Source organism: Pseudonocardia sp. ICBG601 (assembly GCF_020496245.1).
The window spans coordinates 1-14,764 of the sequence record NZ_JAHLJA010000194.1 but is presented as its reverse complement, the minus strand read 5'-3'; the positions used below and the strand labels follow the sequence as shown (position 1 = coordinate 14,764).

Annotated in this window: 12 protein-coding genes and 11 pseudogenes; 13 read left to right on the top strand and 10 right to left on the bottom strand. The window is 71.1% G+C overall.

What is annotated here, in order from left to right; genetic code table 11:
- Positions 1–111: 111 nt before the first annotated feature.
- The 6 genes and pseudogenes from KPL57_RS59720 to KPL57_RS59695 form a co-directional block, all read right to left on the bottom strand.
- A complete protein-coding gene (locus KPL57_RS59720; protein ID WP_374203954.1) occupies positions 112–675 on the bottom strand; it encodes an MFS transporter in 564 nt (187 codons plus the stop codon).
- Positions 676–782: 107 nt separating this feature from the next.
- Positions 783–2,071 (bottom strand): annotated as a pseudogene (clpX, locus tag KPL57_RS59715) (ATP-dependent Clp protease ATP-binding subunit ClpX).
- 170 nt (positions 2,072–2,241) lie between these two features.
- The gene (locus KPL57_RS59710) at positions 2,242–2,904 is read right to left on the bottom strand and encodes an ATP-dependent Clp protease proteolytic subunit (protein WP_051050275.1); all 663 of its coding nucleotides are present in this window, start codon (positions 2,902–2,904) and stop codon (positions 2,242–2,244) included.
- Between the two features lie 29 nt (positions 2,905–2,933).
- A pseudogene (locus KPL57_RS59705) lies at positions 2,934–3,529 on the bottom strand (ATP-dependent Clp protease proteolytic subunit).
- Positions 3,530–3,823: 294 nt separating this feature from the next.
- Entirely contained in the window at positions 3,824–5,281 is a 1,458-nt protein-coding gene (gene tig / locus KPL57_RS59700; RefSeq protein ID WP_226358838.1) for a trigger factor, read from the bottom strand.
- 213 nt (positions 5,282–5,494) lie between these two features.
- Positions 5,495–5,812, bottom strand: a complete 318-nt coding sequence (locus tag KPL57_RS59695; RefSeq protein WP_149666007.1) for a hypothetical protein — start codon at positions 5,810–5,812, stop codon at positions 5,495–5,497.
- A gap of 28 nt (positions 5,813–5,840) precedes the next feature.
- On the opposite strand from KPL57_RS59695, the pseudogene KPL57_RS59690 reads away from it, so the two are divergent.
- Positions 5,841–6,750, top strand: a pseudogene (locus tag KPL57_RS59690) (IS5 family transposase); the annotation flags it as partial.
- A gap of 64 nt (positions 6,751–6,814) precedes the next feature.
- Here KPL57_RS59690 and KPL57_RS59685 read toward each other — a convergent pair.
- Complete coding sequence (locus KPL57_RS59685; RefSeq protein ID WP_020625706.1) at positions 6,815–6,988, bottom strand: CsbD family protein; 174 nt, start codon at positions 6,986–6,988, stop codon at positions 6,815–6,817.
- Positions 6,989–7,161: 173 nt separating this feature from the next.
- On the opposite strand from KPL57_RS59685, the gene KPL57_RS59680 reads away from it, so the two are divergent.
- The 3 genes from KPL57_RS59680 to KPL57_RS59670 are packed head-to-tail and all read left to right on the top strand — an operon-like array spanning position 7,162 to position 8,668.
- Positions 7,162–7,746: an RNA polymerase sigma factor gene (locus KPL57_RS59680; protein ID WP_226358837.1), complete on the top strand. Its 585-nt coding sequence runs from the start codon at positions 7,162–7,164 to the stop codon at positions 7,744–7,746.
- Entirely contained in the window at positions 7,737–8,309 is a 573-nt protein-coding gene (locus tag KPL57_RS59675; RefSeq protein ID WP_020625708.1) for a hypothetical protein, read from the top strand. Before KPL57_RS59680 ends, KPL57_RS59675 begins: the two co-directional genes overlap by 10 nt.
- Positions 8,306–8,668 carry an Asp23/Gls24 family envelope stress response protein gene (locus tag KPL57_RS59670; RefSeq protein WP_226358836.1) on the top strand — a complete coding sequence of 121 codons (363 nt, stop codon included), beginning with the start codon at positions 8,306–8,308 and terminating at the stop codon, positions 8,666–8,668. Before KPL57_RS59675 ends, KPL57_RS59670 begins: the two co-directional genes overlap by 4 nt.
- Positions 8,669–8,859: 191 nt before the next feature.
- On the opposite strand, the gene KPL57_RS71185 is transcribed toward KPL57_RS59670, so the two are convergent.
- The 3 genes from KPL57_RS71185 to KPL57_RS59650 form a co-directional block, all read right to left on the bottom strand.
- The gene (locus KPL57_RS71185; RefSeq protein WP_226358835.1) at positions 8,860–9,300 is read right to left on the bottom strand and encodes a (2Fe-2S)-binding protein; all 441 of its coding nucleotides are present in this window, start codon (positions 9,298–9,300) and stop codon (positions 8,860–8,862) included.
- 540 nt (positions 9,301–9,840) lie between these two features.
- A complete protein-coding gene (locus tag KPL57_RS73310; RefSeq protein ID WP_226358839.1) occupies positions 9,841–10,425 on the bottom strand; it encodes a transposase in 585 nt (194 codons plus the stop codon).
- Positions 10,326–10,802 carry a transposase gene (locus tag KPL57_RS59650; protein ID WP_226358834.1) on the bottom strand — a complete coding sequence of 159 codons (477 nt, stop codon included), beginning with the start codon at positions 10,800–10,802 and terminating at the stop codon, positions 10,326–10,328. Before KPL57_RS59650 ends, KPL57_RS73310 begins: the two co-directional genes overlap by 100 nt.
- 289 nt (positions 10,803–11,091) lie before the next feature.
- Here KPL57_RS59650 and KPL57_RS73305 point away from each other — a divergent pair.
- From KPL57_RS73305 to KPL57_RS68565, 9 genes and pseudogenes are all read left to right on the top strand, one after another.
- Positions 11,092–12,076: pseudogene (locus KPL57_RS73305) on the top strand (glutamate synthase subunit alpha); the annotation flags it as partial.
- A gap of 109 nt (positions 12,077–12,185) precedes the next feature.
- Positions 12,186–12,416, top strand: a pseudogene (locus KPL57_RS68590) (hypothetical protein); the annotation flags it as partial.
- Positions 12,417–12,609: 193 nt separating this feature from the next.
- Positions 12,610–12,681: pseudogene (locus KPL57_RS71180) on the top strand (hypothetical protein); the annotation flags it as partial.
- A gap of 61 nt (positions 12,682–12,742) precedes the next feature.
- Positions 12,743–13,360: pseudogene (locus KPL57_RS68585) on the top strand (glutamate synthase central domain-containing protein); the annotation flags it as partial.
- A 406-nt stretch (positions 13,361–13,766) separates the two neighbouring features.
- Positions 13,767–13,925, top strand: a pseudogene (locus tag KPL57_RS68580) (glutamate synthase-related protein); the annotation flags it as partial.
- A pseudogene (locus KPL57_RS71175) lies at positions 13,909–14,088 on the top strand (glutamate synthase-related protein); the annotation flags it as partial. The pseudogenes KPL57_RS68580 and KPL57_RS71175, both read left to right, overlap by 17 nt.
- A pseudogene (locus KPL57_RS71170) lies at positions 14,075–14,212 on the top strand (glutamate synthase-related protein); the annotation flags it as partial. The pseudogenes KPL57_RS71175 and KPL57_RS71170, both read left to right, overlap by 14 nt.
- 73 nt (positions 14,213–14,285) lie before the next feature.
- Positions 14,286–14,504 (top strand): annotated as a pseudogene (locus tag KPL57_RS68570) (glutamate synthase-related protein); the annotation flags it as partial.
- A gap of 67 nt (positions 14,505–14,571) precedes the next feature.
- Positions 14,572–14,764: hypothetical protein (locus KPL57_RS68565; protein ID WP_308253229.1), on the top strand; the 193-nt coding region annotated here is incomplete at its 3' end.

The following is a 14,764-nucleotide window of genomic DNA, read 5'->3' as shown; positions in this document are numbered from 1 at the left end:
GTCCAGCCCTCGGCGGGCACCCGGATGAGGATCCAGCCGACCGACATGAAGACCAGGTAGATAGGCCCATCGTGAGGAACGTGGACCCGATGCCGAAAGGACGTGGCGTCGTCACCGGAGCCCGCCGAACGCCGACAGCAGCGAGTTGGTGAGCGGGGTCGCGATGAGCGCGCCACCGCCGAAGCCCATGATCGCCAGGCCGGTGGACAGGCCGGGGCGGTCCGGGAACCACTTGATCAGCGTGGAGACCGGCGAGATGTAGCCGATGCCCAGGCCGATGCCGCCGACGAAGCCGTAGCCCAGCACGACCAGCCAGTACTGCTCGGCGTAGAGGCCGAGACCCGAGATGAGGAACCCGGCGACGAAGCAGCTCGACGCGACGACCATCGCCCAGCGCGGGCCGTTGCTGTCGACCTTCGTGCCGAACAGCGCCGAGGACAGCCCCAGCATGATGATGCCGAGGGTGAAGGGCAGCGCCGTGGCGACGCCCGACAGGTCGAGCGCGGTCGCCAGCGGGGTCTTGAAGACGCTCCAGGCGTAGACCTGGCCGATCGCCAGGTGGATGGACAGCGCCGCCGGTGGGACGAGCCAACGGCTCCATCCGGTGGAGCGACGATGCGCTCGCGCGTGAGAAATCCGGACATCTCGCCCCTCCGTCGACTGTTGACGGAGCAACGCTAAGTAGTGCGGAAGGGTGCGGCAACCCGAGCCGGTCTCGATACGACAACGCCGGTCCCACCTGCTGGTGGGACCGGCGGCGTCGGGTCGGTGCGGGCGGCGGCTCAGGCCGAGCGGTCGCGGCGCTCCGGCGCTGCGCTGCGGGTGGCGGGACGATCGTCGGGTTGACGTTGTCCTTCACCGTCTGGGCGGTCACGACGACCTTCGCCACGTCGTCGCGGCTGGGGATGTCGTACATCACCGGGAGGAGGACCTCCTCCATGATCGCCCGCAGGCCACGGGCGCCGGTGCCACGCAGGATCGCCTGGTCGGCCACGGCGTCGAGGGCGGCCTCGGCGAACTCCAGCTCCACGCCGTCCATCTCGAACAGCTTGCGGTACTGCTTCACCAGAGCGTTCCGCGGCTCGGTCAGGATCTTGACCAGGGCGTCCTTGTCGAGCGAGGTCACCGAGGCGACGATCGGGAGCCGGCCGATGAACTCGGGGATCAGGCCGAACTTGATCAGGTCCTCGGGGAGGGTCTCGGCGAAGCGCTCCGCGGAGTCCAGGTCCTTCTTCGAGCGGATGTCGGCGCCGAAGCCGATGCCGGACTGGCCAACCCGCTCGCCGATGATCCGCTCCAGCCCGCGAAGGCGCCGGCCACGATGAACAGGACGTTCGTCGTGTCGATCTGGATGAACTCCTGGTGCGGGTGCTTGCGGCCGCCCTGCGGCGGGACGCTCGCGTGGTGCCCTCGAGGATCTTCAGCAGCGCCTGCTGCACGCCCTCGCCGGACACGTCACGGGTGATCGACGGGTTCTCCGACTTCCGCGCGATCTTGTCGACCTCGTCGATGTAGATGATGCCGGTCTCGGCGCGCTTCACGTCGTAGTCGGCGGCCTGGATGAGCTTGAGCAGGATGTTCTCGACGTCCTCGCCCACGTAGCCGGCCTCGGTGAGGGCGGTCGCGTCGGCGATGGCGAACGGGACGTTGAGCATCTTGGCCAGCGTCTGCGCCAGGTAGGTCTTGCCGCAGCCGGTGGGGCCGAGCATCAGGATGTTCGACTTGGCGATCTCGATGCCGTCGGAGGCGTCGCCGCCCGCGGCCGGCTGCGCTCGCCGACCTGGATGCGCTTGTAGTGGTTGTAGACCGCCACCGACAGCGTGCGCTTGGTGGTGGCCTGACCGACGACGTACTGGTCGAGGAACTCGTGGATCTCGGTGGGCTTGGGCAGCTCGTCGAGCTTGACCTCACCGGCCTCGGCCAGCTCCTCCTCGATGATCTCGTTGCAGAGATCGATGCACTCGTCGCAGATGTAGACGCCGGGGCCGGCGATGAGCTTCTTGACCTGCTTCTGGCTCTTCCCGCAGAACGAGCACTTGAGCAGGTCCCCGCCGTCGCCGATGCGTGCCATAGGTGTCGATCCCCAGTCTGGTCCGGCGTTCTCGCGTCGCGCCCGTCGCCCCGTGCCGGGTTGACGGTACCTGCCCGCGGCCCGCACGGGGACCGGAAGCGGTGTCCGGTTCCCCGGCGGGTCGCCGGGCGGTCACCGGCGGCCGGATCCGGCCGCCGGTGACCCGGGTGTCACTTGCCGCCGGCGGTACCGGACAGCTTGCGGCTCTGCACGATCTCGTCGACCAGGCCGTAGTCCTTGGCCTCCTCGGCCGTGAGGATCTTGTCCCGGTCGATGTCCTCGCGCACCTGCTCCGCAGTCCGGTTGGAGTGCCGTGCGATGACCTCCTCCATCCGCTTGCGGATGCGGGAGATCTCCGCCGCCTGGATCTCCAGGTCCGACACCTGGCCGTACACGCCCTGGGTGGCCGGCTGGTGGATCAGGATGCGGGCGTTCTCGACCGCCATGCGGCGGCCCGGGGTGCCGGCGCACAGCAGCACGGCCGCGGCCGACGCCGCCTGCCCGAGGCAGACGGTCTGGATGTCGGGCCGGATGAACTGCATCGTGTCGTAGATCGCCATCAGCGACGTGAACGACCCGCCCGGCGAGTTGATGTACAGCGAGATCTCGCGGTCCGGGTCGAGCGACTCGAGCACCAGCAGCTGAGCCATGGTGTCGTTCGCCGAGGTGTCGTTGATCTGCTCACCGAGGAAGATGATGCGCTCCTCGAAGAGCTTGTTGTACGGGTTCGACTCCTTGACCCCGTAGCTGGTGCGCTCCACGTACGACGGGAGCACGTACCGGGAACGGGCCGGGTCCGGCGCCCAGCCGCCGGGGCCGCGCAGGTCGGTCATCGACTCCGGGTGGCGCGGGTCGAAGGTGCTCACTGGGCGCTCCCGTTCTGCTCGCCGATCCGGCCCGCGTGCGTGACGACGTGGTCGACGAAGCCGTAGTCCTTGGCCTCCTGCGCGGAGAACCAGCGGTCGCGGTCGGAGTCACGCTCGATGGTCTCGACCGACTGACCGGTGTGCTGGGCGATCAGCTCCGCCATCTCCCGCTTGGTGCGGCGGAACTGCTCGGCCTGGATGGTGATGTCGGCTTCCGTGCCGCCGACGCCGGCGGACGGCTGGTGCATCATGATCCGCGCGTGCGGCAGCGCCGAGCGCTTGCCCGGGGTGCCCGCCGACAGCAGGAACTGCCCCATCGACGCGGCCATGCCCATCGCCGTGGTCGCCACGTCGCACGGGATCAGGTTCATCGTGTCGAAGATGGCCATGCCGTCGGTGACCGAGCCACGGGCGAGTTGATGTAGAGCTCGATGTCCTTGTCCGGGTCCTCGGCCGCGAGCAGCAGCATCTGCGCCGCGATGCGGTTCGAGATCTCCGCGTCCACCTGCTGACCGAGCACGATGATGCGCTGCTGGAGCAGGCGGTCGTACACGGAGTCGGACAGCGACATAGCGCTGATGCCGGACCGCATCTGCGGCCCGGTGCCGCGGCCCGCGGACGGGCCGGTGTCCTGCTGGCTCACTTCACCCTGCTTTCCGAAGTCGGGCCCGCTCCCGCGGCGCGGACGCCGTGGGAGGGGGTCCCGGAGTCTTCCTCTGGATCGCTCTCGGTTCTCCGGTGTCGGGTCTTGCGAACCCGTTCACGGTCCGGTGGGGACCGGTTCGGGGCCGACCCTACGCGGAGCGGGGGCCCCGCGTAGGGAACGACGCCCGATGTTCGCCGACAGCGCACGGCACGTCGTGCGAGGCCGGGTGACGACGGCCGGTCAGGCCTTCGCGTCGGCCTTGTCGGAGGCCTTGTCGCTGGTGGTCTCCGCGGTGGTGTCGGCGGCCTCGTCGGCGGTGTCGGCGGCACCGTCCACATCGGTCGCGGGGACCTCCTCGACGGTGGTCTCGTCCTCGTCCGGCCCGAGCAGGTCGGACAGGTCGACGACCTCGCCACCCGGGAGGGTGACGGTCGCCGCGCGCACGGCGGTGATCAGCGCCTTGGAGCGGCGCACGTCCTGGTAGATCACGCCGAGCTGGCCGGCCTGCTGGATCTGCTGGACGAACTGCTCGGGGGCCATGCCGTACTGCTGGGCCTGGTACATGATCCGCTCGGTGAGCTCCTGGTCCCCGACCGAGATCTCCTCGCGGGCGGCCAGGGTGTCGAGCACGAGGCGGTAGCGGACGGCCTTCTCGGCCTCCTCGCGCGTCTCGGTGTCGAACTGCTCGCGGGTCTTGTCCTGCGAGGAGAGGAACTCGCCGAACTTGTCCTCGTCGTGGTCGAAGGCGTGCACCGCGTCGTGGGTGCGGGTCTCGACCTCGGCCGCGACGACCGACTCCGGCAGCGGCACCTCGGTGTCCTCGACGAGCTTGTCCAGGAGACGGTCGCGGGCCTGCGCGGCCTGCTCCATCCGCTTGGACCGGCCCAGGCGCTCGCGCAGGTTCTCGGTCAGCTCGTCGAGGGTATCGAACTCCGACGCCAGCTGGGCGAACTCGTCGTCGGCGTCGGGGAGGTTGCGCTCCTTGACGGTGGTCACCTTGACGGTGATGTCCGCGTCCTTGTCGGCGTGCTCGCCGGCGACCAGCTTCGAGGTGAAGGTCTTCTCCTCGCCGGCCGACATGCCCTCGAGGACCTCGTCGATGCCGTCGATGAGACCGCCCTGGCCGACCTCGTAGGAGAAGCCGGTCGTGGTGGCCTCCTCGATCGGCGTGCCGTCGACGGCGGCGGAGAGGTCGATCTGGACGTAGTCGCCCTTCTGCGCCGGGCGGTCGACACCGGCCAGGGTGCCGAACCGGGCGCGCAGCTGGTCGAGCTGCTCGGTGACCTCGTCCTCGGTCACCTCGGTCTCGTCGACCTCGACGGTCAGGCCGTCCAGGTCGGGGAGGGTGATCTCGGGGCGGACGTCGACCTCGGCGGTGAACGCGATGCGCTCGCCGTCGGCGATCTCGGTGACCTCGATGTCGGGCCGGCCGATCGGCTTGACGTCCTCGGACGTCACCACGGCCTCCTGGTACTTCACCGGGATCGCGGCGTTCACGACCTCGTCGAGGACGGGGCCACGGCCGATCCGGGCCTCCAGGATGCGGGCCGGCGCCTTGCCCGGGCGGAAGCCGGGGATGCGGACCTGCTGGGCGATCTTCTTGTACGCGCGGTCGAAGTCCGGCTTGAGCTCGTCGAACGGCACCTCGACGTTGATCCGGACGCGCGTCGGGCTGAGGTGCTCGACGGTGCTCTTCACGGTGGAACTCCTTGGGGCGGTACGAGTGATGCATCGGGCCGCGGCTCGCGCGGCCCCCGGTCGGTGGCCCCGCCCGCCGGCGCCGGACGATCCCGGCTCTCGCGCCGGGCGTCCCGTGCCACCGGCCGCCGGGTACGTGGGACGCGCCCGGTGACGGCGGGGCTCGCGCGAGTCTAGGCGAGCCCGGTCACCGTGCGACGGCCCGGGCGCGGGTCACGGTGCGGCGGGGCCCTCGACACCGCCGGCCGCACCGACGTCGGCGACGGTCACGTCCACGGCCAGGGTGTCGTCACCGAGGACGGCGCGGACCCGGTCGGCGACCTCGTCGGCGACCTCCGCGAAGGGCCTGCCCAGCCGGAGGACGACGGCGATCTCGACCGGGTCGGCCAGCCGCACGCCCTGGACCCGGTGCCCGGGCAGGTACGACGCGATCGCGCCGAACGGGCCGCCGTCGAGGCGCAGCACCGAGGGGTGGGCCAGCACGGCGTCCGCGACGGCCTGCGGGCCGGGTCCTGCGGCGGGGTCGGTCACGGGGCCGGACCTTAGAGCGTGTTTGGAAATGGTGGGTGTGTCGGGATGGTCGACACGGCTGGGGTGCTCCATCGTGGTCGGCATGCAGGAACGACCGCGCCGGTACCCCTCGGACACCAGTGATGCCCAGTGGGTGGTGATCGAGCCGTTGTTACCGCCGCTCGCGCGGCGGGGGCGGCCTGTTGCTCATGCTCGTCGGGACGTGCTGGACGCGATCTTGTATGTCGTGCGGACCGGGTGTGCCTGGCGGGCGTTGCCGGTGGACTTCCCGCCCTGGCAGACCGTCTACTGGTACTTCAACCAGTGGGAACAGCAGAAGGTCACCGAGAAGATCCTCCCGGTCGTGCGGGGGCAGTTACGTATCGCCGAGGGCCGTGATCCGGAGCCGAGTGCGGGGATCATCGATTCCCAGTCGGTCAAGGGCGCCGACACCGTCGGCCAGGACTCCCGCGGCTACGACGCCGGGAAGAAGACAGGCGGACGGAAACGGTTCATCGTGACCGACACCCTCGGTCTGCTGCTGACCACGATGGTGTGCTCGGCCTCGGTACAGGACCGCGACGGCGCCAAGCCGATCCTGCTCAACCTCTACCTGCGCACCAGGGTGCGGTTCGTCTACGCCGACGCCGGCTTCGCCGGGCGACTGCTCGACTGGGCCGCCACGATCCTGCAGACAACGATCGAGATCATCCGCAAGCCACCCGAGCAGCGCGGATTCACCGTCCTCCCACGAAGGTGGGTGGTCGAACGGACCCTGGCCTGGCTCACCGCACACCGACGCCTGGCCCGAGACTACGAACGCCACCCCACCACATCCGAAGCCATGATCCGCTGGGCCGCGATCAACACCATCACCCGCCGCATCGCCCGTGGATACCCCGCCACCCGCCAGCAGAAACACACGACACCCTCAACCCACTAGAATTTCCAAACACGCTCTTAGCGACAGACGACGGCGGCGGCACCCCGCTGTGGGGTGCCGCCGCCGTCGTGGTGCGCGGGTCAGCTCTTGAAGGTGTCCTTGAGCTTCTCGCCGGCCTGCTTCAGGTTGCCGGTGGCCTGGTCGGCCTTGCCCTCGGCCTGCAGGTCCTTGTCGTCGGTCGCCTCGCCGGTGGCCTCCTTGGCCTTGCCACCCAGCTCCTCGGCCTTGTTGCTGATCTTGTCTCCGAGACCCATGGAACTCACCTGCTTCCCGGTCGCGTGTCCGGCGGGCGGGGTGCCCGCCGGTCGCTACCGTCCTCGACGAGTGGGGACTACCCCCACCTTCCACCGCTCACACCCCGACGGGGCCGTCCATGGTGAACGCGCAGGTCAGCGGCCCACCGGCCGCCCGACCACCGAGCCCTGACGTGCCGTCGGCACAGCCGGCACGGGTGCCGTCGCGGGCCGCGCTGGACGAGACCACGCTGGTCGTCCGGGCCCAGGACGGCGACGTCGGCGCGTTCGAGGAGCTGGCCCGCCGCCACCAGAACGCCCTGTTCCGGGTCGCGGTCCGGGTCGTCGGCGACGCCACCGACGCCGAGGACGCCCTGCAGGACGCGCTCATCGACGCCTGGCGGCGGATCGGCACCTTCCGCGGCGAGGCGGCCTTCTCCACCTGGATGTACCGGATCGTCACCCACCGCTGCACCGCACTGGTCCGGCGGCGACGACGGACCGACCCGCTCCCGACCGACGACGGTCCGGGCGCGCCGGCCGACGACCGCTCCCCCACCCCGGAGCGGGCCGCCGAGGTCGACGCGGAGATGGCGGCACTGTCGCGGGCGGTCGCGTCGCTGCCGGAGGATCAGCGCACGGCGTGGGTGCTGCGGGAGCTGGAGGGGCTGGGCTACAGCGAGATCTCCCAGATCACCGGGGCGGGCGAGACCGCCGTCCGCGGCCGGATCCACCGGGCACGCGGAGCACTGGCGGAGAGGATGCGGGCATGGCGGTAGGCAGGACCGGGGCGGACCGCGTCGAGCCGCTGGCCTGCGGCCGGGACGCCGCCGACGTCTGGGACCACGCGGAGGAGGGCGTGCTCGACGAGCACGAGCTGACCTGTCCGCACTGCGTGCGCGCACGCGCCGACCACGACCGGCTCGGCGGGCTGGTGGCGAGGATGGCGGCCGAGCCGCTGCGGCCGCCGCCGTCGGTGCTGGAACAGGTGATGGGCGCGGTCGTCGCGGACCTGCGCCCGCACGAGCTGCTCACCCTCGGCCCGGACGCGTGGCTCGGCAGGCCGACCGCCGAGGCGGCGCTGCGCCACGTCGTGGACACGATGGACGGGCTGCGGGCCCGCCGGTGCCGGATCGAGCAGCTCCGCGACCCGGACGGTTCCGCGGACGGCCCGCCCGCGGTGTGGGTGCGGGTGACGGTCGCCGCGCGGTTCGGCGTCGACCTCGCGTCGGTCACCGCCCGCGTCCGGCAGATGATGATCTCGGCCGGGGACCGCACGCTCGGCGTGCCGATCGCCGGGGTGGACATCCTCGTCGAGGACCTGTGGGAAGAGCCGGCATGAGCGGGCCGACGACGGTGTCCGTGTCCGACCTGGCCGTCGCGCGGGTGGCGGCGCGACGGGTCCGGCGGGTCCCGGGGGTCGTGGCGCTGATGGGAGACGTCGCGCACACCCTGCTGGGACTGGCCGCGGACTGGCTGCCCCGCGACCCGGTGCCCGAGGAGCTGCGGGTGCAGGGCCTGGTCGCGTCGGTGCACGGGCACGAGGCCGAGATCCGGGTGACGGTGGGCGTGCGGTTCGGCACGAACTGCGCCGAGCTGGCCGAACGGGTGCGCCGGGAGGTGGCCGAGGAGGTCGCGACGGTGTGCGGCCTCGACGCCCGGGTGCGGGTCACCGTCGCCGACATCGCGCTGCCGGCCTGAGCTCGGCGCGGCGCCGCCGTGGCGCGACAGCGCTGCCTGCGCTGCCTGCGGCCCGGAGCGCTGCCTTGTCCGGGGGCCGCGGTGCCAGGGCCGTGCCAGGGGGCGGTGCGGTGCCAGGGGGCGGTGCGGTGCCCGGGGACGGTGCGGTGCCCGGGGACGGTGCGGTGCCCGGGGACGGTGCCGTGTTCCGGTCAGGCGCGGCCGGCCAGCACGCAGTCGCCGCAGGTCCCGCCGCCGGGGGCGCGGACGTAGAGGCAGCAGGAGCGGCGCCGGAACGCCCACTCGGTGTCCGCGTCGGTCTCGTCGAGACGGAGCAGACGCCCGGTCGCCCCCGAGGGCAACGGCCCGCGCAGCACCGGGGGTCGGCGAGCGCGTCGAGCAGGGCCAGGTACCGACGCCGTCCGGGCGCCGCACGGCCTCCATGACCCGCGCCGCCCCGCCGATCGAGGACACCACGTTGCCGCGCGCACCCGCGGCGACACCGCGGCGCGGACGGCGACGGCGGCGTACAGCGGCTCCAGATGGGCGTCCGGCGAGCTCCCGGGCGAGCAGGTCCGCGGCGCCCGCCGGGTCGACGGCGACGTCCGGGTGGCGATGCCGGTGGGTCCCGGCGGGCAGGGCGGCCGGCCCACGGGTCGGCTGCGCCCGGGTCCCGGCGCAGCTCCCCGAGCGACGGGAGGACACCGTGCAGGGCCACGGCCGCGAAGGGCATGGCCACGATCCGCGCCGCGAGCCCCATCACCGCGACCGACGCCCCGACCCGCCGGTCCCCGCCGAGCGCGGTGGTGACCTCGTCGATCCGCCGACCCCGAGCGGGTCCGGGCCACCGGCCACGGGCGCGGCGTAGAGAGCGGGTTCCCACCGGACGGTGCCGGACGCGGCGGGCGTCACACCGCGCGAACCAGGGACCGATCGTGGCGACATCGGCGAGCACCGCGGCGACCCGTTCGTCGGACACCCGGTCGGGTGGAGGACGGCGGCGGCCCGGCGGCGGGCGTGTGCGGCGACGCGTTCATCGCGCCCAGTCTCCCCCGGCTCCCGGGAAGCGGCGCGTAACGACCCGCTCTCCCGCACGGCGATCCCACGCAGTGACGCATACGGCACTCCCGACGGATGGTCACGCTCGGCTCACCGTCCGGACACGGGACGGCAACGTTGACCTGCTCGCATGGTCAGCGATCCACATCACGGGACAGGCGGGCCGCTCTCAGAGCGTGTTTTGGAAATTCTAGTGGGTTGAGGGTGTCGTGTGTTTCTGCTGGCGGGTGGCGGGGTATCCACGGGCGATGCGGCGGGTGATGGTGTTGATCGCGGCCCAGCGGATCATGGCTTCGGATGTGGTGGGGTGGCGTTCGTAGTCTCGGGCCAGGCCGTGTCGGTGTGCGGTGAGCCAGGCCAGGGTCCGTTCGACACACCCACCTTCGTGGGAGGACGGTGAATCCGCGCTGCTCGGGTGGCTTGCGGATGATCTCGATCGTTGTCTGCAGGATCGTGGCGGCCCAGTCGAGCAGTCGCCCGGCGAAGCGGCGTCGGCGTAGACGAACCGCGCACCCTGGTGCGCAGGTAGAGGTTGAGCAGGATCGGCTTGGCGCCGTCGCGTGGTCCTGTACCGAGGCCGAGCACACCATCGTGGTCAGCAGCAGACCGAGGGTGTCGGTCACGATGAACCGTTTCCGTCCGCCTGTCTTCTTCCCGGCGTCGTAGCCGCGGGAGTCCTGGCCGACGGTGTCGGCGCCCTTGACCGACTGGGAATCGATGATCCCCGCACTCGGCTCCGGATCACGGCCCTCGGCGATAACGTAACTGCCCCCGCACGACCGGGAGGATTCTTCTCGGTGACCTTCTGCTGTTCCCACTGGTTGAAGTACCAGTAGACGGTCTGCCAGGGCGGGAAGTCCACCGGCAACGCCCCCCAGGCACACCCGGTCCGCACGACACATACAAGATCGCCCCCCAGCACGTCCCGACGAGCATGAGCAACAGGCCGCCCCCGCCGCGCGAGCGGCGGTAACAACGGCTCGATCACCACCCACTGGGCATCACTGGTGTCCGAGGGGTACCGGCGCGGTCGTTCCTGCATGCCGACCACGATGGAGCACCCCAGCCGTGTCGACCATCCCGACACACCCACCATTTCCAAACACGCTCTCAGTAGCGCACCACGGTTGCGACGTGCGACTCTGTGCACTCGCCAGACCGCACTCGCCGGGGTGTGCGGTCGAACCGTGCCGCAAGGAACGGCCTGGTACTGGAAGTCAGCGCCCGGCCGCTCGGCGTGCCCGAGGAAGATTCCGTCCGCCGGTCACCCACCCCGGCGGCACGGTGCACCTGAACGGCCCTCGTCGCACGTCCCACTCGGGCTGCGCGCTGTACTCTGAGAACCCTTTTCGGACCGCAGCGAGCTTGCCTGTCCGGGTCGTCCGATGCGGGTGGCTCCAGGTGCACCGAGACGACAGGAGGAGCAGTTGGCCGCGATCAGTGACCAGACGCGTCGCCCCTCGCCCGGTGGGCTCTACGCCGCCGATCACGAGCACGACGCCTGCGGTGTGGCCATGTTGGCCGACGTCACCGGCAAGCGCAGCCACGCCATCGTGCAGAAGGCCATCGAGGCCCTGCTGCGACTGGAGCACCGCGGTGCACGTGGCGCCGAGTACAACACCGGTGACGGTGCCGGGATCCTGATCCAGGTCCCGGACGCGTTCTACCGCGAGGTCCACCGACTTCGACCTGCCCGCGGAGGGCGCCTACGCCACCGGCATCGCGATGCTGCCGCGTGACGAGGCCGAGGCCGCCGCGGCGATCGAGCGGATCGACGCGCTCGCCGCCGAGGAGGACCTCACGGTCCTCGGGTGGCGCGAGCTCCCGACCGACCCCGACCGCCGCGGACCTGGGCTCCATCGCCCGGAACGCCATGCCGGGCTTCCGGCAACTGTTCGTCGGTGGCGTGGAGCTGACCGGGGACGCCCCGGAGAGCGCGCCCGCCGGCATCGACCTGGAACGCCGTGCGTTCTGCTTCCGGAAGCGGGTCGAGCACGACACCGAGACCTACTTCCCTCGCTGTCGCCGCGCACCGTCATCTACAAGGCATGCTCGCCGAGCCGCAGGTCGCGGCGTTCTACCCCGACCTGAACGACGAGCGCGTGACCGGCGCTGGCGATCGTGCACTCGCGCTTCTCCACGAACACGTTCCCGGCGTGGCCGCTGGCGCACCCGTTCCGCTACGTGGCGCACAACGGTGAGATCAACACGCTGCGCGGCAACCGGAACTGGATGGCGGCCCGCGAGTCGCTGCTGGGAGTCCCGCGAACCTGCCCGGCGACCTGTCGCGGCTGACCCCGATCGTCACCCCCCGACGCATCGGACTCGGCCACCTTCGACGAGGTCCTGGAGCTGCTGCACCTGTCCGGTCGCAGCCTGCCGCACGCGGTGCTGATGATGATCCCGGAGGCCTGGGAGCACAACCACCGAGCTGGACCCCGCCCGGCGGGCGTTCTACTACGAGTACCACTCCACCCTGATGGAGCCGTGGGACGGACCGGCCCTGGTGGCGTTCACCGACGGCACCCGGATCGGCGCGGTCCTCGACCGCAACGGCCTGCGCCCGGCCCGCTACTGGGTCACCGAGGACGGCCTGGTCGTGCTCGCGTCCGAGGTCGGAGTGCTGGACGTCGCGCCCGACAAGGTCGTCCGCAAGGGCCGCCTCGAGCCGGGCCGCATGTTCCTCATCGACACCGAGCTCGGCAAGATCGTCGACGACGACGACGAGGTGAAGGGCGCGCTGGCGGCCGAGCACCCGTACGCCGACTGGCTGCACGCCGGCCTGATCCGGCTCGACGAGCTTCCCGCCCGTACCCGCGAGTCCCCGACCCACGAGACGCTCAACCTGCGCCAGCAGGCGCTCGGCTACACCGAGGAGGAGCCTCAACGTCCTGCTCCGCCCGATGGCGGTGTCCGGGGCCGAGCCGATCGGCTCGATGGGCAACGACGAGCGCGCGCTCGCCGCGATCGCCGAGCGCCCGCGCCAGCTCTACGACTACTTCATCCAGCTGTTCGCCCAGGTTCACCAACCCGCCGCTGGACGCGATCCGCGAGGAGCTCGTCACCTCGCTGTTCAGCCAGCTCGGGCCGGAGCAGAACCTGCTCGACGCGACGCCGGCGCACTGTCGGACCATCGTCGTGCCGTTCCCGGTGCTGACCAACGACGACCTGGCGAAGATCGTCCACATCAACGACGACGGGGAGTTCCCCGGCTTCGCCTCGCACGTCGTCCGCGGCACCTTCACCGCCCGCGACGGCGGCAAGGGCATGCTCTCGCGGCTGGCCGAGATCAAGCAGGAGGTGTCCCGCGCGATCGAGAACGGGGCCCGCCTGATCGTGCTGTCCCAGCGCGGGGTGGACGCCGAAACACGCCCGATCCCGTCGCTGCTGCTCACCGGCACCGTGCACCACCACCTGGTCCGGGAGCGCTCGCGTACCCGGGTCGGGCTGGTCGTGGAGTCCGCGGACGCCCGCGAGGTCCACCACATCGCGCTGCTGCTGGGCTACGGCGCCTCCGCGGTGAACCCGTACCTGGCGATGGCCACGGTCGAGGACCTCGCCGAGCGCGGCGACATCCCCGGCGTCGACGGCCCGACCGCGGCGAAGAACCTGGTCAAGGCGCTCGGCAAGGGTGTCCGCAAGACCATGTCGAAGATGGGCGTCTCGACGGTCGCGTCCTACACCGGTGCGCAGATCTTCGAGGCCGTCGGCCTGGGCTCCGAGGTCATCGACGCGGCCTTCCGCGGCACCGCGTCGCGGATCGGCGGCGTCGGCTTCGACGTCCCTCGCCGAGGAGTCCTGGCCCACCACCGCCGCGCGCCTACCCCGCCGACGACGTCCGTGCCTCGCACCGGGCGCTGCCGGTCGGCGGCGAGTACCAGTGTGCGCCCGCGAGGCGGAGCTGCACCTGTTCAACCCGCAGACCGTCTTCAAGCTGCAGCACTCCACCCGGCCGGGAAGTACGAGGTCTTCAAGGAGTACACGAAGGCCGTCGACGACCAGGCGAAGCGGCTGATGACGCTGCGCGCGCCTGTTCCGCTTCAAGGACGGGCGCGAGCCCGTGTCGATCGACGAGGTCGAGTCGATCGAGTCGATCATGACCCGGTTCGCGACCGGCGCGATCTCCTACGGCTCGATCTCCCAGGAGATGCACGAGACCCTGGCGATCGCGATGAACCGCATCGGCGGCCGGTCCAACACCGGTGAGGGCGGCGAGGACCCGGACCGCTTCACCCCGGACCCCAACGGCGACTCGCGGCGCAGTGCGGTCAGGCAGCAGGCGGCGTCCGGGCCGGTTCGGCGTCACCTCCGAGTACCTGGTCAACGCCGACGACATCCAGATCAAGATCGCCCAGGGCGCCAAGCCCGGTGAGGGCGGTCAGCTGCCCGGCAGCAAGGTCTACCCGTGGATCGCGACCACCCGGTACTTCGACGCCGGGCGTCGGCCTCATCTCGCCGCCGCCGCACCACGACATCTACTCCATCGAGGACATCAAGCAGCTCATCCACGACCTGAAGAACGCCAACCCGCGGGCCCGCATCCACGTGAAGCTGGTGTCCCAAGGTCGGCGTCGGGACCGTGGCGGCCGGTGTGTCCAAGGCGCACTCCGACGTCGTGCTCATCTCGGGCCACGACGGCGGCACCGGCGCCTCGCCGCTGTCCTCGATCAAGCACGCCGGCGGACCCTGGGAGCTCGGCCTGGCCGAGACCCAGCAGACGCTGATGGCCAACGGGCTGCGCGACCGGATCACGGTACAGGCCGACGGCCAGCTCAAGACCGGCCGTGACGTCGTCATCGCGGCGCTGCTCGGCGCCGAGGAGTACGGCTTCGCGACCGCGCCGCTGGTCGTGTCCGGGCTGCATCATGATGCGCGTCTGTCACCTCGACACCTGTCCGGTCGGCGTCGCGGACGCAAGAACCCGGAGCTGCGCAAGAAGTTCACACGGCAAGGCCGAGTACGTCCGTGAACTTCATGCGGTTCGTGGCGCAGGAGGTCCGCGAGATCCTCGCCGAGCTGGGCTTCCGCTCGCTCGACGAGGCGATCGGCCGGGCCGAC

Bases quoted from the DNA above. Each gene is read 5' to 3' on its own strand.
- KPL57_RS59670 (WP_226358836.1), top strand. From the start codon at position 8,306: ATGAGCGGGCCGACGACGGTGTCCGTGTCCGACCTGGCCGTCGCGCGG.
- KPL57_RS59675 (WP_020625708.1), top strand. From the start codon at position 7,737: ATGGCGGTAGGCAGGACCGGGGCGGACCGCGTCGAGCCGCTGGCCTGC.
- KPL57_RS59650 (WP_226358834.1), bottom strand. From the start codon at position 10,802: ATGGTGGGTGTGTCGGGATGGTCGACACGGCTGGGGTGCTCCATCGTG.
- KPL57_RS59710 (WP_051050275.1), bottom strand. From the start codon at position 2,904: ATGACCGACCTGCGCGGCCCCGGCGGCTGGGCGCCGGACCCGGCCCGT.
- KPL57_RS59685 (WP_020625706.1), bottom strand. From the start codon at position 6,988: ATGGGTCTCGGAGACAAGATCAGCAACAAGGCCGAGGAGCTGGGTGGC.